This window comes from Allobosea sp. GW821-FHT12C12 (assembly GCF_058807355.1).
Map to the genome: position 1 here is coordinate 1 of NZ_JBXAQP010000017.1, position 24,637 is coordinate 24,637.

Consider the following 24,637-nt stretch of genomic DNA (forward strand, 5'->3'; position numbering starts at 1 on the left):
CCCCCACCCCGGCCCTCCCCACCGCAAGCGGGGGGAGGGAGAAGAGACTGCGGCGCTCGGGAAGGCAGACACGCTCACCCTTGCGTCTCGGTCATGAACACCTTCTGGACGACCTGCCATTTGCTGTCGATCTTCAGGAAGGAAAGCAGGTCGGTGAAGTAGCGCGGCGGCATCTGGCACTTGACCTTGACCAGCGCCAGCGTCGGCCCGACGAGGTCGATGGTCAGGATATGGTCGGCCCGCGCCAGACCCGCAGCCTTCGGCGAAGGCCGGTTGCGCACCCATTCGAACCAGTCGTCGCGCGGCAGAATCTTGATGTGGCCATCGTCCTGCGCCGAGGTCAGCGCGCTGGTCGGATGGAAGACCTGCTCGAGCTTGCCGACATCGCCCTCGTAGAGCCCGTTGAGATAGGTCCAGGTCGCGGCCTCGATCGCCTTGATGTCGCTGTTCATGGCATGTCTCCCGTTCGTGGTCCTGATACTTCCCCTTCCCCGTGCGGGAAGAGGAAGAGCCTCACCGCCCCGCCTCCGCCTTCACCTGGTCCAGCAGCTCCTTCACTTTCGAGCCCTGCATCGCCTGGATGTCGTCCTGGTATTTGAGCAGCGCGCCCAGCGTGTCGGAGACCAGCGCCGGGTCGAGCGCGACCGCGTCGAGCTCGACCAGCGCGCTCGCCCAGTCCAGCGTCTCGGCGACGCCCGGCGCCTTGAACAGCTCCTCCTTGCGGATCGCCTGAACGAAGGCGACGACCTGTTTCGCGAGCTTTGCCGGGGCCCGCGGCGCGCGCGCCTTCACGATGGCGAGTTCGCGCGGGGCGTCCGGATAGCCGACCCAGTGATAGAGGCAGCGCCGCTTCAGCGCGTCGTGGATCTCGCGCGTGCGGTTCGAGGTCAGGATCACGATCGGCGGCTCGGCGGCCTTGATGGTGCCGAGTTCCGGGATCGTCACCTGCGCATCGGCCAGCACCTCGAGCAGGAAGGCCTCGAACGCCTCGTCGGTGCGGTCGAGTTCGTCGATCAGCAGGATCGGCGCGCCGCCCTCCTGCGGTTCCAGCGCCTGCAGCAGCGGCCGCTTGATCAGATGGCGCCCGGAGAAGATGTCGGCTTCGAGCTGCGCACGATCGCCGGTTGCGCCGCCGGCCTCGGCCAGCCGGATCGCCATCATCTGCCCGGCATAGTTCCACTCGTAGACGGCCGAGGCGAGGTCGAGCCCCTCATAGCATTGCAGCCGGATCAGCTTACGGCCCAGCGCTGCCGCCAGCGTCTTGGCGATCTCGGTCTTGCCGGTCCCGGCCTCGCCCTCGAGCAGCAGCGGCCGCTTCATCCTGAGCGCCAGGAACAGCACGGTCGCGAGCGAGCGATCCGAGACATAGCCCTGTGACAGGAGAAGGGTGAGCGTGGCGTCGATGGAAGCGGGAAGCGCGGAGGGCATGACAACTCGCGTCATGCTCGGGCTTGACCCGAGCATCTCGTGGGGATGAGCCGAGAGATAGGCTTGCAGGAGATACCCGGGTCAAGCCCGAGGGTGACGGATGACCGACATATGTCGGTCTCCGTCAAAACCTGCCCGAGCATGACGCGCCTTTGGTCCCGCCCTATTTCCCCACCGCCCGCGCCACCGCCTCCTTGGCCATCACGCCGATCAGATGGGCGCGATATTCCGCATCCGCATGCATGTCGGCGTTGATGCCCCTGGCCGAGGCCTTGACGCCGTCGAGCGATTTCGGCGCGAAGCGGGTCTTCAGCGCCGCCTCCCCCTCGGCCCAGCGGAAGACGCCGCCCTCGCCCGCGCCGATGACCGCGACGCGGACATCGGAGCCGCGCTTGGCCACGAACACGCCGACCAGCGCATAGCGCGAGGCGGGGTTGCGGAACTTGGCGTAGCCGGCCCTGGACGCGACCGGAAAGGCGATCCTCGTGATGATCTCGCCCTCCTCCAGCGCGGTCTCGTAGAGCCCGGTGAAGAAGGCGTCCGCCTCGATCCTGCGCTTGTTGGTGACGATCGTCGCGCCCAGCGCCAGGCAGGCGGCGGGATAGTCGGCGGCCGGGTCGTTGTTGGCGACGGAGCCGCCGATCGTGCCGCGATGGCGCACATGCGGGTCGCCGATATGCGAGGCGAGGTAGGCAAGGCCCGGAATGGCCTCCTGCACGATCGGGGACGCCGCGACCTCGGCATGGGTCGACATCGCGCCGATGACCACGTTGCGGCCCTTGCGCTCGATGCCCTTGAGGTCGGAGCAGGCCCCGAGATCGACGAGATGGGCCGGCGAGGCGAGCCGCTGCTTCATCGTCGGCAGCAGGGTGTGCCCGCCCGCGAGCAGCTTGGCGTCCTCCTTCTTGGCGAGGAGGCCGGCGGCCTGGCGGGCGGTTGCGGGGCGGTGATAGGCGAAAGCGTACATCGTGGCGTCCCTTCAGCTCACTCGGCTGCCAGTTTCCGGATGCTCTTCTGCGCCGCGCGCCAGACCGCCTGCGGCGTCGCCGGCATGGCGATGTCCTCATGGCCGAGCGCGTCGGTGATGGCGTTGATCACGGCCGGCGGGGCGGCGATCGCGCCGGCCTCGCCGCAGCCCTTGATGCCGAGCGGGTTGGACGGGCACGGCGTCACCGTCATGCCGACCTCGAAGGACGGCAGATCGTCGGCGCGCGGCATGCAGTAATCCATGAAGCTCGCCGTCACGAGCTGCCCGTCGGCATTGTATCTCGCGCCTTCGAGCAGCGCCTGGCCGACGCCCTGGGCGATGCCGCCATGGACCTGGCCCTCGACGATCATCGGATTGATCACGACGCCGAAATCGTCCACCGCCGCCCAGCGCTCGATCCGGGTGACGCCGGTGTCGGGGTCGATCTCGACCTCGCAGATGTGGACGCCGGCCGGGAAGGTGAAGTTGGTCGGGTCGTAGAAGGCGCCCTCCTTCAGCCCCGGTTCGAGATCCTGGCCGTTGAACTTGTGCGCGACATAGGCCTGCAGCGCGCAGGAGCCGAAATCGAGCGTCCTGTCGGTGCCTTTCACCTGGAAGTGCCCGTCCGCGAAGTCGATGTCGGCCTCGTCGGCCTCCAGCACATAGGCCGCGACCTTCTTGCCCTTGGCGATGACCTTGTCGAGCGCCCTGAAGATCGCCGACATGCCGACCGCGCCCGAGCGCGAGCCATAGGTGCCCATGCCCATCTGCACCTTATCGGTGTCGCCATGGATGATCGAGACGTTCTCGATCGGGATGCCGAGCTTGCCCGAGACGAGCTGGGCGAAGGTCGTCTCATGGCCCTGGCCGTGGCTGTGCGAGCCGGTCAGCACCTCGACGGTGCCGACGGGGTTGACCCGCACCTCGGCCGATTCCCACAGGCCGACGCCCGCGCCGAGCGAACCGACGGCGGCGGACGGCGCGATGCCGCAGGCCTCGATATAGGCCGAGAAGCCGATGCCGCGCAGCTTGCCCTTGCGGGCCGAGTCGCGCTTGCGCTTGCCGAGCCCCTTGTAGTCGATGATCTCCAGCGCCTTCCTCATCGAGGCGGCGTAGTTGCCGGCGTCGTACATCATGATCACCGGCGTCTGGTGCGGGAACTTCCTGATGTAGTTCTGCATCCGGAACCTGGCCGGATCCTTGCCGAGCTGGCGCGCCGCGACCTCGACCAGACGCTCGACCACGAAGGTCGCCTCGGGCCGGCCCGCGCCGCGATAGGCGTCGACCGGGGCGGTGTTGGTGTAGACCGCGTCGACCTCGGCATAGATCGCCGGGATGTCGTACTGCCCCGAGAGCAGCGGCGCGTAGAGATAGGTCGGCACCGAGGAGGAGAAGGTCGAGAGATAGGCCCCGAGATTGGCGGTGGTCTTGACCCTCAAGCCCGTGATCTTCCCGTCCGCGTCGGTCGCGAGCTCGGCATGGGTGACGTGGTCGCGGCCATGCGCGTCGGAGAGGAAGGCCTCGGTGCGGTCCGAGGTCCATTTCACCGGACGGCCGACCTTCTTCGCCGCCCAGACGCAGACCGTCTCCTCGGCGTAGATGAAGATTTTCGAGCCGAAGCCGCCGCCGACATCGGGCGCGATCACGCGCAGCTTGTTCTCCGGCGCGATGCCGATGAAGGCCGAAAGCACGAGGCGCGCGACATGCGGGTTCTGGCTCGTGGTGTAGAGCGTGAACGCGCCCTCGCCCCGGTCGTAGTCGCCGACGGCGGCGCGCGGCTCCATCGGGTTCGGCACCAGCCGGTTGTTGACGATGTCGAGCCTGGTGACGTGCTTGGCCGCCTTGAAGGCCTTCTCGGTCGCGTCCTTGTCGCCGAGATGCCAGTTGAACACGGTGTTGTCCGGCGCCTCGTCGTGCACGACCGTCTTGGCCCCGGCGGCCTTGGCGGTCTCGACCACCGCCGGCAGCACGCCGTAGTCGACCACGATGGCTTCCGACGCATCGCGCGCCTGGGCCAGCGTCTCGGCGACCACGACCGCGACATGGTCGCCGACATAACGGACCTTGCCCCGGGCAAGCGCCGGATGGGCGCCCGCCCGCATCGGCGAGCCGTCCTTGTTGTGGATCATCCAGCCGCAGATCAGCCCGCCGACCTTGTCGGCGGCGAGATCGTCGCCGGTGAAGATGCCGAGCACGCCGGGCATCTTCGCGGCCGCCTTCGCGTCGATCGTCTTGATCGTCGCGTGCGCATGCGGCGAGCGCAGGAACCAGGCATGGGCCTGGCCCGGCCGGTCGATATCATCGGTATAGCGGCCCTGGCCGGTGATGTAGCGGTGGTCCTCCTTGCGACGCACCGACGCGCCGATGCCCGTCGCGGAGCCCGATTGAGCAGACATTGGTGTTTCCTCCTCGCAGCGCGCCTCTGGCGGGCGCGTCATGGCATGAGAAAAAGCCCGCACGGAATGGCGCGGGCCTGAAACGCCCTACTCGGCCGCCTGCCGGACCGGCGCGGCCTTGCCGCCCATGGCTTCGGCGCCGGCGGCGATAGCCTTGACGATGTTGTGGTAGCCGGTGCAGCGGCAGATGTTGCCGTCGAGATCCTCGCGGATCGTCTTCTCGTCGAGGGCGTGGCCGCGCCGGTTCACCATGTCCACGGCGGCCATGATCATGCCCGGCGTGCAGTAGCCGCATTGCAGGCCGTGATGCTCGCGGAAGGCTTCCTGCATCGGATGCAGCGCGCCGTTCGTCGCCAAGCCCTCGATCGTCGTGACCTCCGCTCCGTCCAGCGACAGCGCGAGCACGGTGCAGGATTTCACCGCCCTGCCGTCGACATGGACGACGCAGGCGCCGCACTGGCTGGTGTCGCAGCCGACATGCGTGCCCGTCAGACGCAGGTTCTCGCGCAGGAGTTGCACCAAAAGCGTGCGCGGATCGATGGCGGCGGTGACGGCTTTGCCGTTCACCGTCATGGAAACGGTGGCCATGGTCATTCCTCCCGAACCCGGCTCTGGCGGCCGGCTATGACATCTCGTAGCCGTCGCATCTCATCCCTCGCGCGGCATGCGGCCGGCGCGGCAGCTTTTCCTTGGAACAGCTCCAAACCGACTGTGGACCCGCTGATTTGCGCGGTCAAGCGGGCTGCGAGCCAGGACGACAGCGCGTTTGCTCAGGTTTTTGAGCAAAATCACAATTAGCGCATCGGGCGACGAAAGGCGGGCATGCGCCGACGGACGCGGTCATTCGACGGCTCGATCTTTGCGGATTCTTAATCGGGCGCTCGCAATCTGACGTTGCCGCGGCAACTGCACGCCGCCGCAAGTCCGGGCCGTGCCGTGTCGTCGATCCAAGACCAGATCCAGCGTCGCCTGAAGGCGATCGGCTACGGAGACGCGCAGCGCGCGCGGCTGATGACATACAGCGCCGTGGTCGAACGCGTCATCGGCCGCATCGTCGCGGCCGATTTCGAGCGCGCCTTCAGGATTCATCCCGTCCTTCGCGACGCCGTCGACCCGGTCGCGGAGCAGCTCTACGCGATGGAAGCGAACCATTTCCGGCTGCTTTTCGAAGGCGTCTTCGACGAGCGCTACACCGCCTCCGTGGACGCCCTGTGCCGTCTGGAGCGCATCGCGGGCGTCGGTCCGCGCCCGCGCGTCTCGATCGCCTTCACGCTGTTCCGCGAGATCCTCGTCGAGAGCAAAGCGCGCGTGCTGACCCGGCCGAAACGGACCTCCGACGATCTCTACATCGTCGAACGCGTCCTGACCTACGACGTCAACACCGCGATCACCCTCGACCAGCAGATCGAGGCCGGCGAGGCGCAGCGCCGCTCGATGACGCTCGACGAGGCCGCCGCGACGCTGAAGGCCAGGATCGGCGGCATCGACGCCTCGATCGCCGAGGCGGTGGAGCAGTTCGCCCTGACCAATGACGAGACCAACCGCGCGACGGCGTTCATCAAGACGAAGGTCGCCTCGCTCGAGCAGACCTCGATGCTGGTGCGCGAGAAATCGACCCAGACCGCGGCCGCGACCGAAGAGATGTCGGCCAACATCGCCGAGATCGGCCAGCGCGCCCGCCAGAGCCTCTCGATCGCCAACCGGGCCGTCCACGACGCCGACGCGATGAACAAGGCGATCGCGCGCCTGCGCGACGTAACCGGCAGCATCGGCGCCGTCGCCGGCATGATCGCCGACATCGCGGCCCAGACCAACCTTCTCGCGCTCAACGCCACGATCGAGGCGGCCCGCGCCGGCGAGGCCGGGCGCGGCTTCGCCGTCGTCGCGTCCGAGGTGAAGTCGCTCGCGACGCAGACGGCGAGCGCGACGCAGGACATCGCCCGTCAGATCGCCGAACTCGCCGCCAGCGCCGAGGCCTGCAGCAGCCACGCCGCCGCGATCGGCGGCACGATCGGGGAGATGCGGCTCGATTCCGAGGCGATCTCGGACGCCGTCTCGCAGCAGGGCCACGTCACGGCCGGAATCGCGCGCGACGCGGCCGACGTCGCCGGCAGATCCGACGAGGCCATCGCGGCGGCCAGCGCCGTCAACGAGAGCCTGGTCGCGACCGCCCGCACCCTCGACCGCGCCAACGCGGCGGCGACCGGCATCGCGCTTCAGGTCGGCGCGGCGGAAGCCGCGGTCAGCACGGCGCTCACGGCGCTGCGCCGCGCGTCCTGACGCGGCTCAGCCTCCGCCGACCGCTTTGGCGAAATTGGCGAAGAACTCGTCGGCGAGCTTCTTCGAGACCGAATCGATCAGCCGCGAGCCCATCTGCATCAGCTTGCCGCCGACCTGCGCCTCGACGTCGTAGCGCAGCAGCGTCTGGCCGCCCCCGGCGTCGCTCAGCGTCACCTTGGCGCCGCCCTTGGCGAAGCCGGCGATGCCGCCCTCGCCCTCGCCCTGGATGCGGTAGCCGTTGGGCGGATCGAGATCGACGAGTTCGACCTTGCCCTTGAAGGTCGCCTTGACCGGACCGAGCTTGACCTTGACCACCGCCGAAAAATGCGTGTCGTCGGATTTGACGAGCTGTTCGCAACCCGGAATGCAGGCCTTGAGCACGTCGGGGTCGTTGAGACTGGCCCAGACCACGTCCCTGGCCGCGGGCAAGGTGACCTCGCCATTCATCGTCATCGCCATGGCGTCACTCCCTGCGTCGCGGCTTGTCGCGCGGGCCAGTTGCCGCCCGCCCTGCCCCGGGTCTATCCAAGATGGCGGGGCACGCTATCCATGAGCGGAAACGGCGAGCCCGCACAAGAGGCGGCGCGCACGAAGGGGACGAAGCGTGAAGATGGTTTGCGACGCCGCGCCCGGCGCCGGATCGAGATCGGCATGAGTGGAGCGGCGACGGGCCTTTATGGCGAGCTCTTCGCCGATGGCGAGATGGCGGTTCTGTTCGAGGACCGGGCCGCGCTGCAGGGCATGCTCGATTTCGAGGCCGCTCTCGCCCGCGCGCAGGCGGCGGCGGGTTTGGTCACGGAGGCGGTGGCCAAGGCCATCGCAGCGGAATGCCGCGTGGAATTCTATGATATCGCCGCGATCGGCAAGGCCGCGACGCTCGCCGGCAATCCGGCGATCCCGCTGGTCAAGGTGCTGACCGCCCGTGTCGCCGGCCGCGACGCGGAGGCCGCCAAATGGGTGCATTACGGCGCGACCAGCCAGGACGTGATCGATTCCGGCCACGCCCAGCAATATCGGGCAGCGCAAAGCCTGCTGCTCGCCCGCGCCGCCCGCCTCGCGAAAGCCCTCGCCGCCCTCGTCCGCGGTCATCGCGACACACCGATGATCGGCCGCACCTTTTTGCAGCATGCGGTGCCGATCCCGTTCGGCGTCAAGGCGGCGCAGTGGCTCGACCCACTGGTGACGTTCCACGATCACTGCCGGATCTGGGGCCAGCCCGCGCATCAGCTCGGCGGCGCGGCCGGCACGCTCGCCTCGCTCGGCGACAAAGGCGCAACCGTGCTCGACGCATTTGTCAGGACCATGCCCTCGATCGGCGCGGCGAACACGCCATGGCATACGCAGCGCGGCGACATCGCCCTGATGGCCGCGCAGCTTGGCATCCTGACCGGCCATCTCGGCAAGATCGCGCTCGACGTCGCGCTGATGGCGCAGACCGAGATCGCGGAGCTGGCCGAACCGGAGGCGCCAGGCAAGGGCGGCTCCTCGGCGATGCCGCACAAGCGCAATCCGGTGCTCTGCGCGCTGATCGTCGCCGCCTCGAAGCGCACGCCCGGCCTCGTCGCGACCGTGCTGGCGGCGATGCCGCAGGAGCATGAGCGCGCCATCGGCGGCTGGCATGCCGAATGGCCGACCATGCGCGAGCTCTACCTCACCGCCGGCTCGGCGCTCGCCCAGACGCTGACCCTGATCGAAGGCCTGCAGGTCTTCTCGGAGGCCATGCGCCGCAATCTCGATCTGACCAACGGCCTCGTCATGGCAGAGCGGGTCTCGCTGACGCTCGCCGCCAGCATCGGCCGGGAGCAGGCCCATCATCTGCTGGAACAGGCGAGCCGGACCTGCGTTGCGCAGGCCCGGCATCTCCGCGAGGTACTGGCGGACGACCCGACAATCGCCGCTGCGATGTCGCCGGCCGACCTCGACGCGCTGTTTGATCCCGCCACCTATCGCGGAGCGAGCGACGCCATCATCGACCGCATCCTCGCCCGCTACGAGGCCGAGCGCGAGCATATGGCCGCCCATGGTTGAGCTGTCCGACAGCCAGCGCGCCATCGCCGCCGGCTCGGACGCCGCCGGCATGGCCATGCGCATCGTCGCGGAATCCGCGCGGCTGATGGGCGCGCCGCGCCTGATCCCGGTCGCCTCCGCCCATATCGACGGCGCGCTCTATCACGGCGATTCCGGCACGCTTTTCGCCGAAAGGCTGGTCGCGGGCGGCGCGAGGGTCGCGGTCCGGGCCACGCTGAACGTCGGGGCGCTGACCCCGGCCGGCTGCGCGAAAATCCGTCTGCCGCCGCATGAGCGCGACATGGCGGGCCGGATGATGCGCGCCTATGAGGCGATGGGCTGCGAGCCGTCCTGGACCTGCGCGCCCTATCAGGCCGGTCACCGGCCCAGGGCCGGCGCCGACGTCGCCTGGGGAGAATCCAACGCGGTCGTGTTCTGCAACTCGGTGCTGGGCGCGCGCACCAACCGCTACGGCGATTTCCTCGACATCGCCTGCGCGGTCAGCGGCGTCGCGCCGGATTACGGCCTGCACCGGCCGGAGAACCGGCTGGCGACGCTGGTCATCGACGTCTCCGGCCTGTCGCGGAGCCTGCGCGCGTCGGACGTGTTCTATCCCGTGCTCGGCGCGTTTCTCGGGCGCACGGCCGGGACCGCCGTCGCCGTGATCGACGGCCTGCGGGGCTGCGCCACCGAGGACCGGCTGAAGGCGCTCGGGGCGTCCGCCGCCTCGGCCGGCGGCGTCGGGCTGTTCCATGTCGCCGGCGTGACGCCGGAGGCGCCCGATCTTGGAACCGCGCTCGGACAGCGTCCGCCCGCGGAACGGATCCTGCTCACGCCGGACATCGTTCGGGCCACGCTGGCGCGGCTCTCGACCAGCGCCGGCACGGACCGCGTCGACGCGGTCGCGATCGGGTCGCCCCATCTCTCGCTCGCCGAGATCGAGGAGGTCGAGCAGCGGCTCGCGGGCAGAAAGCTCGCCATCCCACTCTATGCCAACACCGGCCGCCACGTCGTCGGGCCGCTTGCACGGAATGGCCGGCGCGCGGCGCTGGAAGCGCAGGGCGTCGTCTTCGTGGTCGACACCTGCGTCGTCGTCACCCCGGTCCTGCCCGAGTTGGACGGCGCGGTGCTGATGACGAATTCGGGGAAATTCGCGCATTACGCGCCCGGCAACACCGGCTATGCGGTGAGCTACGGCTCGCTTTCCGAATGCGTCGAGAGCGCGGTGGCGGGCCGGCTGGTCCGGGAGCCGCGCGCATGGTCCTGAGCGCCGAAATTTTGTTCCCTGGCCCGGCGGTCACGGCGCGATGCCTCGCCTTGACCGCGCCGATCAGTTTTTGGGGCGGCGTCGATCCGCGCTCGGGCATGGTCATCGATGCGCGCCATCCGCAGCGGGGGCTCGGCATCGCCGGCCTCGTGCTGGCCCTGCCCGGCACGATCGGCTCCTCCTCGGCCTCCGCCGTGCTGCTCGAACTCGTCCGCGTCGGCAAGGCTCCGGCCGCGATCCTGATGCACGAGCCCGACGCCATCCTGCTGCTCGGGCTGATCGTGGCGCGCGAGATGGGCTGGCCGGCGCCGCAGGCGCTCAAACTGCCGGCCTCGCAGCAGACGGCGCTTTCCGGCCGCAGGCTGCGCCTGGCCGGCGACGGCACGATCGCGCCAGCGTAAGACAGACAAGAGCCGACGGAGACAGATGCCGATGCCGATCGAGACCATCAGGGGCGAGCCCTTCAACATCGCGCTGGACGGCGCGCCGGACGCGCCCGTGCTGCTGCTGTCGAACTCGCTCGGCACGAACCTCTCGATGTGGGATCCGCAGGTTGCGGAATGGGCCAGGAGCTTCCGCGTCGTGCGCTACGATTCGCGCGGCCATGGACAGTCGACCGCCGAGGACCGGCCCTGTTCCATCGCGCGGCTCGGGCACGACGCGCTGGCGGTGCTCGACCATCTCGGCGTCGAGAACGCGCATTGGTGCGGGCTGTCCAAGGGCGGCATGGTCGGGCAATGGCTCGCGACCCATCACGGCAAGCGGCTGAACCGCGTCGTGCTCGCCAATACCGGCGCCCGCATGGGCCCGCCCGATCTCTGGAACGGCCGCATCAGGACCGTGCGCGCCAACGGCATGGCCGGGCTCGTCCAGCCGACGCTGGAACGCTGGTTCAGTCCCGCCTTCCGCGAACGCGATGCGGGGACAGTGGCGAAGGTCAGCGAGATGCTGAAGACCACCCCGCCGCTCGGCTACGCCAATTGCTGCGCGGCGATCCGCGACATGGACCAGCGCGAGCCGATCCGCGCCATCGTCAACCCTGTTCTGGTGATCATCGGCAAGCTCGATCCGGCGACGCCGCCAGCCGCCGGGCATCTCATCGCGGACGCGATCCACGGCGCGCGGCGCATCGAGCTCGACGCCGCCCATCTCTCCAATCTCGAGCAGCCGGAGGCCTTCACCAGGACCGTGCTCGATTTCCTGAACGCCTGACCCGCCGACGCCCGAGGAGCCTGCCATGGACGACGAGACCCGCTATGCCGAGGGCATGAAGACGCGCCGCGCCGTGCTCGGCGAGGCCTATGTCGACAAGGCGAGTTCAGGCCTCACCGACTTCAACCGCGAATGGCAGGAATTCATCACGCGCAACGCCTGGAACGACGTCTGGAACCGGCCGGGGCTCAAGCGCCGCGAGCGCTCGATCATCGTGCTCTCGATCGCGGCCGCGCTCGGCGCCTGGGGCGAGTTCCGCATCCATGTCCGCGGCGCGCTCAACAACGGCATCAGCCGCGACGAGATCAAGGAGATCCTGATGCACGCCTCGGTCTATGCCGGCGTGCCGGCCTCCAACCACGCCTTCAAGGAGGCGGCGAGCGTCTTCGCCGAGGTCGATGGGGAGGCTGCCAGAGACTGAACCCGCCACTGCGGCGTATATCCGTCATTCCCGTCCCAGCGTCGCCAGCAGGCCAGCGCGCAGATGCGCCATCAGCCGGGCGCTCGCAGCCACCGCGGCCTCGGGATCGGCCGTCGCCAGCGCCTGTGCGAAGGCGACATGGTGCCGGGCGGCGGGGACGAGGTCGTCCTGCCGCTCGAAATGGTACCAGGCGCGCCGGATCAGCGCCTGCAGCGGCTCGGCCGCGCGCGTCGCATAGGGGCTGCGCGCGGCGGCGGCGACCGCGGCGTCGAGCTCCTTGTCGAGCCGCATATAGGCGTTGGCGTCGCCATCCTCGGCAGCCTTTCGCATGGCGCGCGCCGTCTCGACGATGGCGATCCGCTCGCGCGGGCTCGCGCGTCGGGCGGCCTCGGCGGCGATCAGCCGCTCCAGCGCCTCGCGCGCGTCGAGCGCCGCCATGACGTCGATCGCGTCGATGCCGGCGACGACCACGCCCTTGCGCGGCAGGACCTCGACCAGCCCTTGCTGCGCCAGCCGGATCAGCGCCTCGCGGACCGGCGTGCGGCCGACGCCGACGAGGTCGATCAGCTGCGCTTCCGTCAGGCTCGCGCCGGGCCGCAGCGACAGGGTGACGATCGCCTCCTCCAGCCGGCGATAGGCGATCTCCGACAGGCTCAGGCCAAGATCGTTGGCGGCCGAGGCCGGCGGCTCGCCGCCATGACGCAGGTCGTCGAGCAGACGATACGTCACGAACGGCCCTCGCCCGGGGACCGCGGCATTGACGCTGCATCGCGCATTGATATATCACCGATTCGATATCTGCCGCCCGCCTGGATTGCAATCTGAAAGCGAAACAGGTCCTGGCGCAAGGAGCTTGTGCCGTGGCGGCCGGACGGCGACCTTGTGCGGGGCCTGCACGGCGGCGCGGCCTCGACGCCCTCGCCCCCGCTCGTGCGGAACTCGATCCGGCCGCGGTCTCGCGGCCGCGGCCCTGGAAGAAGGAGCGGGGAAAAGCAGAATGGCCCCAGCCTGCATGATCTCCGCGCTTCCGACGTTCCGGATGCCGTGCCTGCCATGAAGATCGCGATCGTCGGCGCCGGCATCGTCGGTTGCGCCACCGCCCATGCCCTGCTCGACGAGGGGCACGAGGTTCTGATCCTCGACAGGGAAGGGCCGGCCTTCGGCCCCTCGCGCGGCAATGCCGGCTGGATCGCCCATACCGACATCCTGCCGATCGCCAGCCCGAAGATCCTGCGGCAGGCGCCGAAGTTCCTGCTCGATCCGCTCGGCCCGCTCGCGATCCGCCCGGCCTATTTCGCAAGGCTGCTGCCCTGGCTCGCCCGCTTCGCGCTGGCGGCGCGTCCGCAAGCCTATGAGCGCTCGATCCGGGGGATCGCGGCGCTGAACCGGCTCGCCCTGCCGGCCTGGCTGGCGCGCACCGGGTCGCTCGGGCTCGGCCGACACATCCACCGCAACGGCGGGCTCTACGCCTTCACCGACCGGGCCGGCTTCGCGGAGGCCGGCGAGATCGCCAGGAAGCAGTCGGAGTTCGGCATCGCGGTCGAGATGATCGGTCCGGAGGAACTGCGCCAGCTCGAGCCGGCGCTGAAGAACCAGTTCGTCGGCGCGGCCTTCCACCCGGACACCGCCCATATCTCCGATCCGCTGGAGCTGACGCTGGCGCTGTTCGAATCAGCGCTGGCGCGCGGCGCGACATTCGAGAAAGCAAAGATCACGAACATCTCGACGGGAGAGCGGCCCGCCCTGGTCGGCAGCGACGGCTGGCAGCGCGTGGTCGATCGCGTTGTGGTCGCGGCCGGCGCCTGGTCGAAGCCTCTGGCGGCGGCGCTCGGCGACCGCGTGCCGCTCGACACCGAGCGCGGCTACAATGTCAGCTTTCCGGGCGTCACCGGCCTGACCTCGCGCCCGATCGGCTTCGAGGGCCACGGCTTCGTCATGACGCCGCTGGAGAGCGGCCTGCGCATCGGCGGCGCGGTCGAGTTCGGCGGCCTCGAGGCCGCCCCGAACCATGCCCGCACCAGGGTGCTCCACGACAAGGCGACGCGCTTCGTCGAAGGCCTGCCGGCTTTCGAGAGCGGCACGCTCTGGATGGGATTTCGCCCGTCCCTGCCGGATTCGCTGCCCGTCATCGGAGAGGCCAGCCGCAACCCGCATGTGCTCTATGCCTTCGGACACGGCCATTACGGCATGACGCAATCGATCGCGACGGCCGGACTCGTCGCCGACCTGATCGCCGGACGTCCGCCCGCGATCGATCTGGCCCCGTTCAGCCCGCGGCGCTTCTAGATTCAGCCTCTCAACCCTTCGAGCCAAGCCCATGACGACACACACCTTCTTCTGCGTCGACGGCCACACCTGCGGCAATCCGGTGCGGATGGTCACGGGCGGCGGCCCGATGTTGAACGGCGCCACCATGGTCGAGAAGCGGGCGCATTTCCTGGCCGAGTTCGACTGGATCAGGACCGGGCTGATGTTCGAGCCGCGCGGCCACGACATGATGTCGGGCGCGATCCTCTATCCGCCGACGCGCGACGACGCCGACATCGCCTTCCTCTTCATCGAGACCTCGGGCTGCCTGCCGATGTGCGGCCACGGCACCATCGGCACCGTCACCATGGCGCTGGAGCGCGGGCTGGTGACGCCGCGCGAGAAAGGCGTGCTCCGGATCGACACGCCGGCCGGCCTCGTCACCGCGACCTATGTCCGCAACGGACCTCATGTCGACAGCGTCCGCATCACCAACATCGCCAGCTATCTGCATGCGACCGCGCTCACGGCCGATGTCGACGGGCTTGGCGAGGTCATGGTCGATGTCGCCTATGGCGGCAACTTCTATGCGATCGTCGATCCGCAGAGCGCGATCCGCGACATCGCCGAGGTCAACCCGTCCGACCTGCTGCGCTGGAGTCCGAAGCTGCGCGCCGCGCTGAACGCCAAATACCAGTTCGTCCATCCGGAGAACCGGGCGATCAACGGCTTGAGCCACATTCTCTGGACCGGCGCGCCGACCAAGCCGGACGCCCATGCCCGCAACGCCGTGTTCTACGGCGACAAGGCGCTCGACCGCTCGCCCTGCGGCACCGGCACCTCGGCGCGGATGGCGCAATGGGCGGCGCAGGGAAAGCTCAAGGTCGGCGACGATTTCGTCCACGAAAGCATCATCGGCACGCTGTTCCGCGGCCGCGTCGAGGCCGCCGCCAAGGTCGGCGAGCACGACGCGATCATCCCCTCGATCGAGGGCTGGGCCCGGATGACCGGCTACAACACCATCTTCATCGACGAGCGCGACCCGCTGGCGCACGGGTTCACGGTGGCGGATCGGTAAGCGGCAACGCTTCTGGTCACCGCTACCAGCAGAGGTATGCGGCCTTCTCGTCAATGCATGCCGTCACCGCCATACTGGGTTGACAACAGACAACTTTCAGTTTACATATCAGCAACACTTATATTTTTCAGTTCGTCCAATTTCAGTGCCTCGACCTTTCAGAAGGAGCCCACACGCATGATCCGCAGTTTCAAAAGTAAAGCCTTGGAGAAGTTATTCGAGACAGACGATGCGCGCGGGCTACCCGCCGAACAGCGCACGAGGATCGAAAACCGTTTGGCTACCCTTGATGCGGCTACGCGTCCTCAGGACATGAACATCGCCGGATACGGCTTCCATCCATTGGCTGGGCCTTTGAAAGGGTTCTTCGCCGTCAAAGTTACTGGCAACTGGCGAATAATCTTTCGCTTTGAGGGTCAGGACGCCGTCGATGTCGACCACATCGACTACCACTAGAAGGTTGCAACGCTATGCCCATGAAGAATCCCCCTCATCCGGGACGGATTGTCAGGGATGACTGTTTGCCGGAGCTGGGACTAAAGGTGGGCAAGGCTGCCGACCGGCTCGGCGTAAGCCGCCAGACGCTCGACAAGATCGTCAACGGCCGCAGCGGCATCACGCCTGACATGGCGATCCGCTTCGAGAAGGTGTTCGGATCCACGGCCGAGACCTGGCTTCGCATGCAGCTCGCGTTCGATCTGGCGCAGGCGCGCCAGCGCGAGGCCGAGATCGTCTCGACCCTTCATATGAGTGCGGCCTGAGTTCGGATTTCCGCCCTGCCCACCTCGCAATCATGTTGCGCCAAATCGCCGCGCGGCGGCAAAGTCGACTGCCTAATCCTTCGGCAGACGGTGGCAGATTGCTTTTGACAGTTTTGTGGCGCGGCGCGATTGTCGAAGCCGCGCGGGATTGGTAGCTCTGCGCGGAAGTCGCATCCCGCATGCGCCGTCGTCATGTCGGCTCAAGAGAACGGGAGCTGGTTCAAGGGGTCGCGCGTCTCGATGGAAGTGTTCCTGCAGCAGCTCGTCAACGGGCTGACCCTCGGGTCGATCTACGGCCTCATCGCCATCGGCTACACGATGGTCTTCGGCATCATCGGCATGGTGAACTTCGCCCATGGCGACATCTTCATGCTCTCGGCCTTCATCGCGCTGATCTTCTTCATGCTGATCGCGGCGTGGTTCGGGGCGGGGCTGATCGTGGTGGCGCTGATCGTCGTCCTGGTCCTGGCGATGTTCTTCACCTCGCTCTGGAACTGGGCGATCGAGCGCGTCGCCTATCGCCCCCTGCGCGGCTCCTTCCGGCTCGCGCCGCTGATCTCGGCGATCGGCATGTCGATCTTCCTGATGAACTTCGTCCAGGTCGTGCAGGGCCCGCGCAACAAGTCGACGCCGCCGATGCTGAACAAGTCGATCACGCTGATCGAGAGCGCGACCTATTCGGTCCAGATCTCCTACAAGCAGATCGTCATCATCGTCACGACCGCCGTGCTGCTCGCCGCCTTCTGGTGGATCGTCCAGAAGACGCCGCTCGGCCGGGCCCAGCGCGCCTGCGAGCAGGACCGCAAGATGGCCGCCCTGCTCGGCATCGACGTCGACCGGACGATCTCGATCACCTTCGTCATGGGCGCCGCGCTCGCCGCCGTCGCCGGCGTGATGTATCTCGTGCTCTACGGCGTGGTCTCGTTCAACGACGGCTTCATTCCGGGCGTGAAGGCATTCACCGCGGCCGTGCTCGGCGGCATCGGCTCGCTGCCCGGCGCGGTCATCGGCGGGTTGCTGATCGGCCTGATCGAGGTGATGTGGTCGGCCTATTTCACCATCGACTACAAGGACGTCGCGGCGTTCTGCATCCTCGCCATCGTGCTGGTCTTCATGCCGTCCGGCATTCTCGGCCGACCTGAAGTCGAGAAGGTCTGACCCGATGACAAAGGCAACGACTCCGGCCGCCCGCGAACGCGACATGAAGGCCGCGCTGAAGGAGGCCGGCTTCTCGGCGCTCGTCACCTTCGGCCTGTGCATCCCGATCATCGCCTGGGGCACCCGCCAGAACATCGAGAACGTGCTGGTGCTCGACCCGCGCTGGGACGCCGTCGCCTGGGCCGTCGCGATCGTCTTCGTCGGCCGCTTCCTCGTGGCGCTGCAGGCGCAGGGCAAATCCGAGCGGCAATCGCTCGTCCGTTTCCTGCCGCACGGCACCTTCGCCTGGCTGCAGGCGCGTTCGCGGACGTTCTCGCTACTGGGCCTCGGCTTCCTCGTCACCTTCCCGATCATCGCGATCACGCTCTCCGGCTGGAGCGGCGCGCTGAAATGGATCGACAATTTCGGCGTCCAGATCCTGATCTACGTCATGCTCGGCTGGGGGCTGAACATCGTCGTCGGCCTCGCCGGCCTGCTCGATCTGGGTTATGTCGCCTTCTACGCGGTCGGCGCCTATTCCTACGCCCTGCTCGCCAAGAATTTCGGCCTGTCCTTCTGGATCCTGCTGCCGCTATCGGGGATCCTCGCCGCGTTCTGGGGCATGCTCCTCGGCTTTCCCGTGCTCAGGCTGCGCGGCGACTATCTCGCCATCGTGACGCTCGCCTTCGGCGAGATCATCCGCCTCGTCCTCGTCAACTGGGTCGAGTTCTCGGGCGGCTATGCCGGCATCTCCGGAATTCCGCGCCCGAGCTTCTTCGGCATCCCGTTCAACGCCAGCGACACCGGCTTCGCCGCGGTCTTTGGGCTCGAATTCTCACCGCTCTACCGGACGATCTTCCTCTACTACCTGATCCTGTGCCTGGCCCTGCTGACGGCTTTCGTCACCTTGCGCCTGCGCCGCCTGCCGGTCGGGCGCGCCTGGGAGGCGCTGCGCGAGGACGAGATCGCCTGCCGCTCGCTCGGCATCAACACCACCAACACCAAGCTCACCGCCTTCTCGATCGGCGCCATGTTCGGCGGCTTCGCCGGGGCCTTCTTCTCGGCGCGGCAGGGCTTCATCTCGCCTGAATCCTTCGTCTTCATGGAATCGGCGATCATCCTCGCCATCGTCGTGCTAGGCGGCATGGGTTCGCTCTGGGGCTGCGCCATCGCCGCCACGGTGATGATCGGCGGCACCGAACTGCTGCGCGAGCTCGATCTGCTCAAGGCGGTCTTCGGCAACGACTTCGATCCGACGAAGTACCGCATGCTGATCTTCGGCGCGGCCATGGTCGTGATCATGATCTGGAAGCCGCGCGGGCTGATCTCGACGCGCGAACCGACGGCCTTCCTGAAAGAGAAGAAGGCGATCTCGGCCGACATGGTGCAGGAGGGGCACGGCTGATGACGAGCGCTCCTCTCCCATCGGCCCCGCTGCTGCAGGTCGAGCATCTGACGATGCGCTTCGGCGGCCTGACCGCCGTCAACGACCTCTCCTTCGAGGCCCGCAAGGGCGACATCACCGCCCTGATCGGCCCCAACGGCGCCGGCAAGACCACCGTCTTCAACTGCATCACCGGCTTCTACAAGCCGACCGAAGGCATGATGACGCTGACGCAGGATTCGGGCGCGAGCTTCCTGCTGGAGCGCATGCCGGACTTCCAGATCTCGTGGCGGGCCAAGGTCGCGCGCACCTTCCAGAACATCCGCCTGTTCGGCGGCATGACCGTGCTGGAGAACCTGCTGGTCGCGCAGCACAACCCGCTGATGATCGCGTCGGGCTTCACGTTTCTCGGGGTGCTCGGCGTCGGCGGCTACAAGGCGCGCGAGAACGAGGCGATCGAGAAGGCCAAGTTCTGGCTGGAGAAGATCAACCTGATCGACCGCGCCGACGACCCCGCCGCCGACCTGCCCTATGGCGACCAGCGCCGGCTCGAGATCGCGCGCGCCATGTGCACCGACCCCGTGCTGCTCTGCCTCGACGAGCCCGCCGCCGGCCTCAACCCGCGCGAGAGCGCCGACCTCAACGCGCTGCTGCTCTCGATCCGCAAGGACATCGGCACCGCGCTCCTGCTGATCGAGCACGACATGTCCGTGGTGATGGAGATCTCGGACCATGTCGTGGTGCTCGACTACGGCACCAAGATCGCCGACGGCACGCCGGCGCAGGTCCAGGCCGATCCGAAGGTGATCGCGGCCTATCTCGGCGTCGACGACGACGAGGTCGCGGCCGTCGAAGCGGAGGTCGGCATCGCATGATCGAGACCGCTGCAATGCTCGCCGTGCGGGGCGTCAAGACCTATTACGGCAAGATCATCGCCCTGAAGGGCGTCGACATCGATGTCAACGAGGGCGAGATCGTCACCATGATCGGCGCCAACGGCGCCGGCAAATCGACGCTGATGATGACGATTTTCGGCAATCCGCAGGCGCGTGAGGGCACGATCGTCTATCGGGGTCGCGACATCACGAAGATGCCGAGCCACGAGATCGCGCGGCTCGGCATCGCGCAGTCTCCGGAGGGACGGCGCATCTTCCCGCGCATGACAGTTTTCGAGAATCTGCAGATGGGCGCGGCCGTGCGCGGCCTCGAGCATTTCGAGGAGGATCTGGAAAAGATCTGCGTGCTCTTCCCGCGCGTCAAGGAGCGGTTGCAGCAGCGCGGCGGCACGCTCTCGGGCGGCGAGCAGCAGATGGTCGCGATCGCCCGCGCGCTGATGGCGCGGCCGAAGCTGCTCCTGCTCGACGAGCCCTCGCTCGGCCTCGCGCCGCTGATCGTGAAACAGATCTTCGAGGCGATCCGCGAACTCAACAAGACCGAGGGGCTGACCGTGTTCCTGGTCGAGCAGAACGCCTTCCATGCGCTGAAGCTCGCCCATCGCGGCTATGTCATGGTCAACGGCGTCGTCACCATGAGCGGCACCGGCCAGGAGCTGCTGGCCAACCCGCAGGTGCGCGCGGCCTATCTCGAAGGCGGGAGGCACTGACATGCAGGGCATTCTCCACGAGGAGCCGACGATCTGGCTGTTCCTGCTCGTCACCGTGGTGATGGGCGGCTGGCTCGCCTGGATGACGGGGCGCGCCGTCGCGCTGACCTGGAAACCGAACTACCAGCTCGTGATCTATGTGCTGGTGCTCGGCCTCGTCGTGCGCTTCATCCATTTCGCGCTGTTCCAGGCGACGCTGCTGACGCTGCACTACTATGCCGTCGATACGATAGTGCTGATGATGTTCGCCTTCGCGGGCTGGCGCTTCAACCGGGCGAGACAGATGACGACCCAGTATCGTTGGCTCTTCGAGCGCGCCGGCCCCTTCGGCTGGAAGCCTCGCGAGGGCGTCGCGATCAAGGCTGAACTCGCCTGAAAAGGCAGCGAGCTTGACGCGTGACAGACCGTTGAAAAAGCGCAAGACTGCGCCTCACGGTGGCACCACGCGCCGAGACGGGCGGACGATCCAGCCCGTTCATAGTGTCAATGCAGGGGAGTCTCATCTCATGAAGAAACTGCTGTTGAGCGGCATCGCGCTCGGCGCGGTCCTCGCCTTTTCGGGCGTGGCCAATGCCCAGATCAAGTTCGGCGTCGGCGGCCCGATCACCGGCCCCAACGCCGCCTTCGGCGCCCAGCTGAAGAACGGCACCGAGCAGGCGATCGAGGACATCAACGCCGCCGGCGGCATCCTCGGCCAGAAGATCACGCTGACCGTCGGCGACGACGTCTCCGATCCCAAGCAGGGCGTCTCCGTCGCCAACAAGTTCGTCGGCGACGGCGTCAAGTTCGTGATCGGCCACTTCAACTCCGGCGTGACCATGCCGGCCTCGGAAGTCTATGCCGAGAACGGCATCCTGGCGATCTCGCCCTCCGCGACCAACCCGAAGATCACCGAGCGCGGCCTCTGGAACGTCTTCCGCACCTGCGGGCGCGACGACCAGCAGGGCGAGGTCGCGGCGGCCTACATCGCCAAGAACCTGAAGGACAAGAAGATCGCCGTCGTCCACGACAAGACGACCTATGGCCAGGGCCTTGCCGACGAGACCCGCAAGGGCCTGACCAAGGCGGGCATCAAGGACGTGCTGTACGAAGGCGTCAACGCCGGCGAGAAGGACTTCTCGGCGCTGATCTCGAAGCTCAAGGCGGCCGGCGCGGACTACATCTACTGGGGCGGCCTGCACACCGAGGGCGGTCTGATCGTGCGCCAGATGCGCGACCAGGGCCTGAAGACGGTCATGATCTCCGGCGACGGCATCACCACCGACGAGTTCGCCACGATCGGCGGCCCCGGCGTCGAGGGCACGCTGATGACCTTCCCGCCGGATCCGCAGAAGCGCCCGGAGGCGGCCGCCGTCCTGAAGAAGTTCGAGGCCAAGAAGTTCAAGCCCGAGGCCTACACGCTCTACAGCTACGCCGCCGTTCAGGTCATCGCCGAAGGCGCCAAGCGCGCCAATTCGCTCGACCCGAAGAAGGTCGCGGCCGCCCTGCATGGCGGCCAGCCGGTCGACACGGTGATCGGCAAGCTCGCCTTCGACAAGAAGGGCGACATCACCCGCCCGGACTACACCGTCTACACCTGGAAGAAGGCCGCCGACGGCAAGATCACCTATGTCGAGAATTGACCTCGATCGCTGATCGCGCTTTCGCGTGAGACAAGACCGCCCCGGAGCGATCCGGGGCGGTTTTGCCATGGCCGGCGATACGACCTGACGGGTTAATCAAGCTCGCGGGCCGCTCAGCCCAACTTCCTGAGAAATCCGGCGAATTGCAGCAGGCCGTCGGGCCAGGGGCCGTGCCCGGATTCGCTGTTGAGGTGGCCGCTGTCGCCGGCGTCGACGAAATCGGCGCCCCAGGCCTGCGCCAGTTCCCTCGCCTCGTCCTGCGGACAATGCGGATCGGTCGCGCTGGCGATAACGAGGGCCGGGAACGGCAGCTTTTGCCGCCGGTGCTCGGCGAAGGCCGGTTCCACGCCAGGGAGCGCGCGCTTGGCCTCCTCACCAGCGGGAGCGACAAGGAAAGCGCCCGCGACCTCGCCGGGCCTCAGTTGGCCGGCCGCATGGGCGACCGCGCTGACCCCGCAGGAATGCGCCACCAGCACCACCGGCCGGCTCGCCGCCCGCACGGCCTCGACGATGCGCCGCGCCCAACCCTCCCGCGACGGCTTCTCCCAGTCGTCCTGGACCATGCGCCGTGCGGTCTTGAGCTTGCTCTCCCAGCGGCTCTGCCAGTGGTCGGGCCCGGAGCCGGACCAGCCGGGGATGATGAGAATGTCGACGTCGGAGGATTTCATTGTCAGAGGACCATCACGCCTTCGGCACGGGCCGCCGCCATCAGTTTTCGATCGACGGTCGCAAGCGGCGCGCTGCGGTCGAGTGCGAGTTGGAGATAACAGGCGTCGTGACTCGAGAGACCATGCAAGAGGGCAAGCGGCCGGATATGACTCCCGACCCTGCTGGCCTCGAAGTGGTGGATATCGATCGGAATGAGCGCGACGGTCCGCCAGACATTTTCGCAATCGTCCAAGCCGAGAATTCTACGCCGATGCTTCGTCAACAAGACGTTGGCGACCTCGATCGGCCAAAGACCGGGAACACATCCGCCGCCAAGAAAATAAGGCGCGATCTTCGTCAGAGCCTCTCGGCTCCGCTCGTCTGGCGATAGGGCCGCGATCACGATCGACGCATCGATGACCGCCATCAGCGGCGACCTTCGTCCCTGGCCGAGATGATATCTTCGATCGAGAAGGATACCCCCCGGGCGCGCAACATCTCCCTGACGCGCACGAACTCCGCCATGATTTCAGCAGCCTTGGCCTCGCGCTTCTTGCGCTCGGTCTCCGCATCGGGAAGGCCCTCGGGGACGATGCGGGCAACCGTCTTGCCGTGGCGCGTCACGATAATCTCCTCGCCACCTTCGACGCGGTCGAGCAGTTCGGAAAACTTGGTCTTGGCCTCGAATGCGCCGACGATGATCATGGCGAGAATTTAGACTGGTTGACCAGTCGGCTCAAGCCTCCCCGAACACCCGCGCGAAGATCGTGTCGACGTGCTTGAAGTGATAGCCCTCGTCGAACATCGCCTCGAGTTCCGCCGCCGACAGTTTCGCCGTCACCTCGGCGTCGGCCTTGAGGTTGGTCAGAAAGTCCTCGCCATGCTCCCAGGTCCGCATCGCGTTGCGCTGGACGAGGCTGTAGCTCTCCTCGCGGCTCGCTCCGGCTTGCGTCAGCGCCAGCAGCACGCGCTGCGAGTTGTGCAGGCCGCCGAGCCGGTCGAGATTCCTGCGCATGTTCCGCGGGTAGATCAGCAGCTTGTCGATCACGCCCGTCAGACGCGCCAGCGCGAAGTCGAGCGTCACCGTGGCGTCGGGCCCGATCATACGCTCGACGCTCGAATGCGAGATGTCGCGCTCGTGCCAGAGCGCGACATTCTCCAGCGCCGGCACGACCATGCCGCGCACGAGGCGCGCGAGGCCGGTCAAATTCTCGGTCAGCACCGGGTTGCGCTTGTGCGGCATCGCCGAGGAGCCCTTCTGGCCCGGCGAGAAGAACTCCTCCGCCTCGTAGACCTCGGTGCGCTGCAGATGCCGGATCTCGGTCGCCAGCCGCTCGACCGACGAGGCCACGACGCCGAGCGTGGCGAAATACATCGCGTGCCGGTCGCGCGGGATCACCTGGGTCGAGACCGGCTCGATCGTCAGCCCCATCATCTGCGCGACATGGGCCTCCACGCTTGGGTCGATGTTGGCGAAGGTGCCGACCGCGCCCGAGATCGCGCAGGTCGCGATCTCGGCGCGGGCCGCCACCAGCCGCGCGCGGCAGCGGTCGAACTCGGCATAGGCCTGCGCGAGCTTGAGCCCGAAGGTCACCGGCTCGGCATGGATGCCGTGCGAACGGCCGATCGTCGGCGTCAGCTTGTGCTCGAAGGCACGCCGCTTGATCGCGGCGAGCAGGGCATCGACATCCGCAATCAGGATGTCGGTGGCGCGCGCGAGTTGCACCGAAAGCGTGGTGTCCAGAATGTCGGACGAGGTCATGCCCTGATGGACAAAGCGCGCCTCCGGCCCGACGATCTCGGCCAGATGCGTCAGGAAGGCGATGACGTCGTGTTTGGTGACGCGCTCGATCTCGTCGATGCGGGCGACGTCGAAGGTCGCGTCCCTGGCCTTGGCCCAGATCGTCGCGGCCGCCTCCTTCGGCACCACGCCGAGCTCGGCGAGCTTGTCGGTGGCGTGCGCCTCGATCTCGAACCAGATCCGGAACCGCGTCTGCGGCTCCCAGATCGCGACCATCTCGGGTCGGGAATAGCGGAGGATCATGTGCGGCTCGCTGATCGGGGCTTTGCTTGCGCGGTCGCTACCACGCCCGGCCGGGCAACGGAACGACTCCCTGACATGATCGGGTGAAACCACCTGCATGATGGGCCGTTGACAGAAGAGGCCAACGCAAGAGGA

The 24,637-nt window shown here is 67.5% G+C and carries 26 protein-coding genes and 1 pseudogene; 16 read left to right on the forward strand and 11 right to left on the reverse strand.

All coding sequences use genetic code 11. From position 1 onward, the window contains the following. Positions 1-74 precede the first annotated feature (74 nt). The 5 genes from AC1RRW_RS19665 to AC1RRW_RS19685 form a co-directional block, all read right to left on the reverse strand. Positions 75-452, reverse strand: coding sequence for a nuclear transport factor 2 family protein (locus AC1RRW_RS19665; RefSeq protein WP_492903026.1), 378 nt, complete (start codon positions 450-452; stop codon positions 75-77). Between the two features lie 61 nt (positions 453-513). Continuing rightward, positions 514-1,428: an AAA family ATPase gene (locus AC1RRW_RS19670; RefSeq protein ID WP_492903028.1), complete on the reverse strand. Its 915-nt coding sequence runs from the start codon at positions 1,426-1,428 to the stop codon at positions 514-516. Between the two features lie 163 nt (positions 1,429-1,591). Beyond that, positions 1,592-2,395, reverse strand: a complete 804-nt coding sequence (locus tag AC1RRW_RS19675; protein WP_492903029.1) for an FAD binding domain-containing protein — start codon at positions 2,393-2,395, stop codon at positions 1,592-1,594. A 17-nt stretch (positions 2,396-2,412) separates the two neighbouring features. Beyond that, entirely contained in the window at positions 2,413-4,791 is a 2,379-nt protein-coding gene (locus AC1RRW_RS19680) for a xanthine dehydrogenase family protein molybdopterin-binding subunit (protein WP_492903031.1), read from the reverse strand. An 87-nt stretch (positions 4,792-4,878) separates the two neighbouring features. Further along, complete coding sequence (locus AC1RRW_RS19685; RefSeq protein WP_492903033.1) at positions 4,879-5,379, reverse strand: (2Fe-2S)-binding protein; 501 nt, start codon at positions 5,377-5,379, stop codon at positions 4,879-4,881. A 348-nt stretch (positions 5,380-5,727) separates the two neighbouring features. Between AC1RRW_RS19685 and AC1RRW_RS19690 the strand changes: the two genes are divergently transcribed. Next, positions 5,728-7,071, forward strand: coding sequence for a methyl-accepting chemotaxis protein (locus tag AC1RRW_RS19690; protein ID WP_492903035.1), 1,344 nt, complete (start codon positions 5,728-5,730; stop codon positions 7,069-7,071). A 6-nt stretch (positions 7,072-7,077) separates the two neighbouring features. Here AC1RRW_RS19690 and AC1RRW_RS19695 read toward each other — a convergent pair whose 3' ends face one another. Further along, positions 7,078-7,530: an SRPBCC family protein gene (locus AC1RRW_RS19695; RefSeq protein WP_492903037.1), complete on the reverse strand. Its 453-nt coding sequence runs from the start codon at positions 7,528-7,530 to the stop codon at positions 7,078-7,080. Positions 7,531-7,722: 192 nt separating this feature from the next. On the opposite strand from AC1RRW_RS19695, the gene pcaB reads away from it, so the two are divergent. The 5 genes from pcaB to pcaC are packed head-to-tail and all read left to right on the forward strand — an operon-like array spanning position 7,723 to position 11,978. Then, the gene (gene pcaB, locus AC1RRW_RS19700; RefSeq protein WP_492903039.1) at positions 7,723-9,099 is read left to right on the forward strand and encodes a 3-carboxy-cis,cis-muconate cycloisomerase; all 1,377 of its coding nucleotides are present in this window, start codon (positions 7,723-7,725) and stop codon (positions 9,097-9,099) included. Beyond that, complete coding sequence (locus tag AC1RRW_RS19705) at positions 9,092-10,345, forward strand: aconitase X (RefSeq protein WP_492903040.1); 1,254 nt, start codon at positions 9,092-9,094, stop codon at positions 10,343-10,345. The genes pcaB and AC1RRW_RS19705 overlap by 8 nt, the downstream gene beginning before the upstream one ends. A 50-nt stretch (positions 10,346-10,395) precedes the next feature. After that, a complete protein-coding gene (locus AC1RRW_RS19710; RefSeq protein ID WP_492903042.1) occupies positions 10,396-10,746 on the forward strand; it encodes an aconitase X swivel domain-containing protein in 351 nt (116 codons plus the stop codon). Positions 10,747-10,777: 31 nt separating this feature from the next. Then, positions 10,778-11,557 (forward strand): 3-oxoadipate enol-lactonase, encoded by a 780-nt coding sequence (gene pcaD / locus AC1RRW_RS19715; RefSeq protein ID WP_492903044.1) that lies wholly within the window; start codon positions 10,778-10,780, stop codon positions 11,555-11,557. A 25-nt stretch (positions 11,558-11,582) separates the two neighbouring features. Next, positions 11,583-11,978, forward strand: coding sequence for a 4-carboxymuconolactone decarboxylase (gene pcaC / locus AC1RRW_RS19720; RefSeq protein WP_492903045.1), 396 nt, complete (start codon positions 11,583-11,585; stop codon positions 11,976-11,978). A gap of 24 nt (positions 11,979-12,002) precedes the next feature. Here pcaC and AC1RRW_RS19725 read toward each other — a convergent pair whose 3' ends face one another. Further along, the gene (locus AC1RRW_RS19725) at positions 12,003-12,707 is read right to left on the reverse strand and encodes a GntR family transcriptional regulator (RefSeq protein ID WP_492903047.1); all 705 of its coding nucleotides are present in this window, start codon (positions 12,705-12,707) and stop codon (positions 12,003-12,005) included. A gap of 324 nt (positions 12,708-13,031) precedes the next feature. Between AC1RRW_RS19725 and AC1RRW_RS19730 the strand changes: the two genes are divergently transcribed. The 10 genes and pseudogenes from AC1RRW_RS19730 (at position 13,032) to AC1RRW_RS19775 (ending at position 21,810) form a co-directional block, all read left to right on the forward strand. After that, positions 13,032-14,264 (forward strand): NAD(P)/FAD-dependent oxidoreductase, encoded by a 1,233-nt coding sequence (locus AC1RRW_RS19730; protein WP_492903049.1) that lies wholly within the window; start codon positions 13,032-13,034, stop codon positions 14,262-14,264. Between the two features lie 31 nt (positions 14,265-14,295). Continuing rightward, complete coding sequence (locus tag AC1RRW_RS19735; protein ID WP_492903051.1) at positions 14,296-15,303, forward strand: 4-hydroxyproline epimerase; 1,008 nt, start codon at positions 14,296-14,298, stop codon at positions 15,301-15,303. 177 nt (positions 15,304-15,480) lie between these two features. Then, entirely contained in the window at positions 15,481-15,759 is a 279-nt protein-coding gene (locus AC1RRW_RS19740; RefSeq protein ID WP_492903052.1) for a type II toxin-antitoxin system RelE/ParE family toxin, read from the forward strand. A 14-nt stretch (positions 15,760-15,773) separates the two neighbouring features. Continuing rightward, positions 15,774-16,064: a HigA family addiction module antitoxin gene (locus AC1RRW_RS19745; protein ID WP_492903054.1), complete on the forward strand. Its 291-nt coding sequence runs from the start codon at positions 15,774-15,776 to the stop codon at positions 16,062-16,064. Positions 16,065-16,304: 240 nt separating this feature from the next. Beyond that, positions 16,305-17,222 carry a branched-chain amino acid ABC transporter permease gene (locus AC1RRW_RS19750; RefSeq protein ID WP_492903230.1) on the forward strand — a complete coding sequence of 306 codons (918 nt, stop codon included), beginning with the start codon at positions 16,305-16,307 and terminating at the stop codon, positions 17,220-17,222. Positions 17,223-17,226: 4 nt separating this feature from the next. Continuing rightward, complete coding sequence (gene livM, locus AC1RRW_RS19755; protein ID WP_492903055.1) at positions 17,227-18,606, forward strand: high-affinity branched-chain amino acid ABC transporter permease LivM; 1,380 nt, start codon at positions 17,227-17,229, stop codon at positions 18,604-18,606. Next, positions 18,606-19,430, forward strand: a pseudogene (locus AC1RRW_RS19760) (ABC transporter ATP-binding protein); the annotation flags it as partial. The gene livM and the pseudogene AC1RRW_RS19760, both read left to right, overlap by 1 nt. A 26-nt stretch (positions 19,431-19,456) precedes the next feature. After that, the gene (locus AC1RRW_RS19765) at positions 19,457-20,188 is read left to right on the forward strand and encodes an ABC transporter ATP-binding protein (protein WP_492903057.1); all 732 of its coding nucleotides are present in this window, start codon (positions 19,457-19,459) and stop codon (positions 20,186-20,188) included. A gap of 1 nt (position 20,189) precedes the next feature. After that, on the forward strand, positions 20,190-20,564 hold the full coding sequence (locus tag AC1RRW_RS19770; RefSeq protein WP_492903059.1) for a DUF6867 family protein: 375 nt from the start codon (positions 20,190-20,192) through the stop codon (positions 20,562-20,564). 130 nt (positions 20,565-20,694) lie between these two features. Further along, on the forward strand, positions 20,695-21,810 hold the full coding sequence (locus AC1RRW_RS19775) for a branched-chain amino acid ABC transporter substrate-binding protein (protein ID WP_492903061.1): 1,116 nt from the start codon (positions 20,695-20,697) through the stop codon (positions 21,808-21,810). Between the two features lie 113 nt (positions 21,811-21,923). Here AC1RRW_RS19775 and AC1RRW_RS19780 read toward each other — a convergent pair whose 3' ends face one another. The 4 genes from AC1RRW_RS19780 to purB are packed head-to-tail and all read right to left on the reverse strand — an operon-like array spanning position 21,924 to position 24,502. Beyond that, complete coding sequence (locus AC1RRW_RS19780) at positions 21,924-22,478, reverse strand: RBBP9/YdeN family alpha/beta hydrolase (RefSeq protein WP_492903063.1); 555 nt, start codon at positions 22,476-22,478, stop codon at positions 21,924-21,926. A 2-nt stretch (positions 22,479-22,480) separates the two neighbouring features. Continuing rightward, positions 22,481-22,885, reverse strand: coding sequence for a type II toxin-antitoxin system VapC family toxin (locus tag AC1RRW_RS19785; protein WP_492903065.1), 405 nt, complete (start codon positions 22,883-22,885; stop codon positions 22,481-22,483). Next, positions 22,885-23,163, reverse strand: a complete 279-nt coding sequence (locus AC1RRW_RS19790; protein ID WP_492903067.1) for a type II toxin-antitoxin system Phd/YefM family antitoxin — start codon at positions 23,161-23,163, stop codon at positions 22,885-22,887. The genes AC1RRW_RS19785 and AC1RRW_RS19790 overlap by 1 nt, the downstream gene beginning before the upstream one ends. Positions 23,164-23,194: 31 nt before the next feature. Further along, positions 23,195-24,502, reverse strand: coding sequence for an adenylosuccinate lyase (gene purB / locus AC1RRW_RS19795; RefSeq protein WP_492903069.1), 1,308 nt, complete (start codon positions 24,500-24,502; stop codon positions 23,195-23,197). Positions 24,503-24,637: the final 135 nt, after the last annotated feature.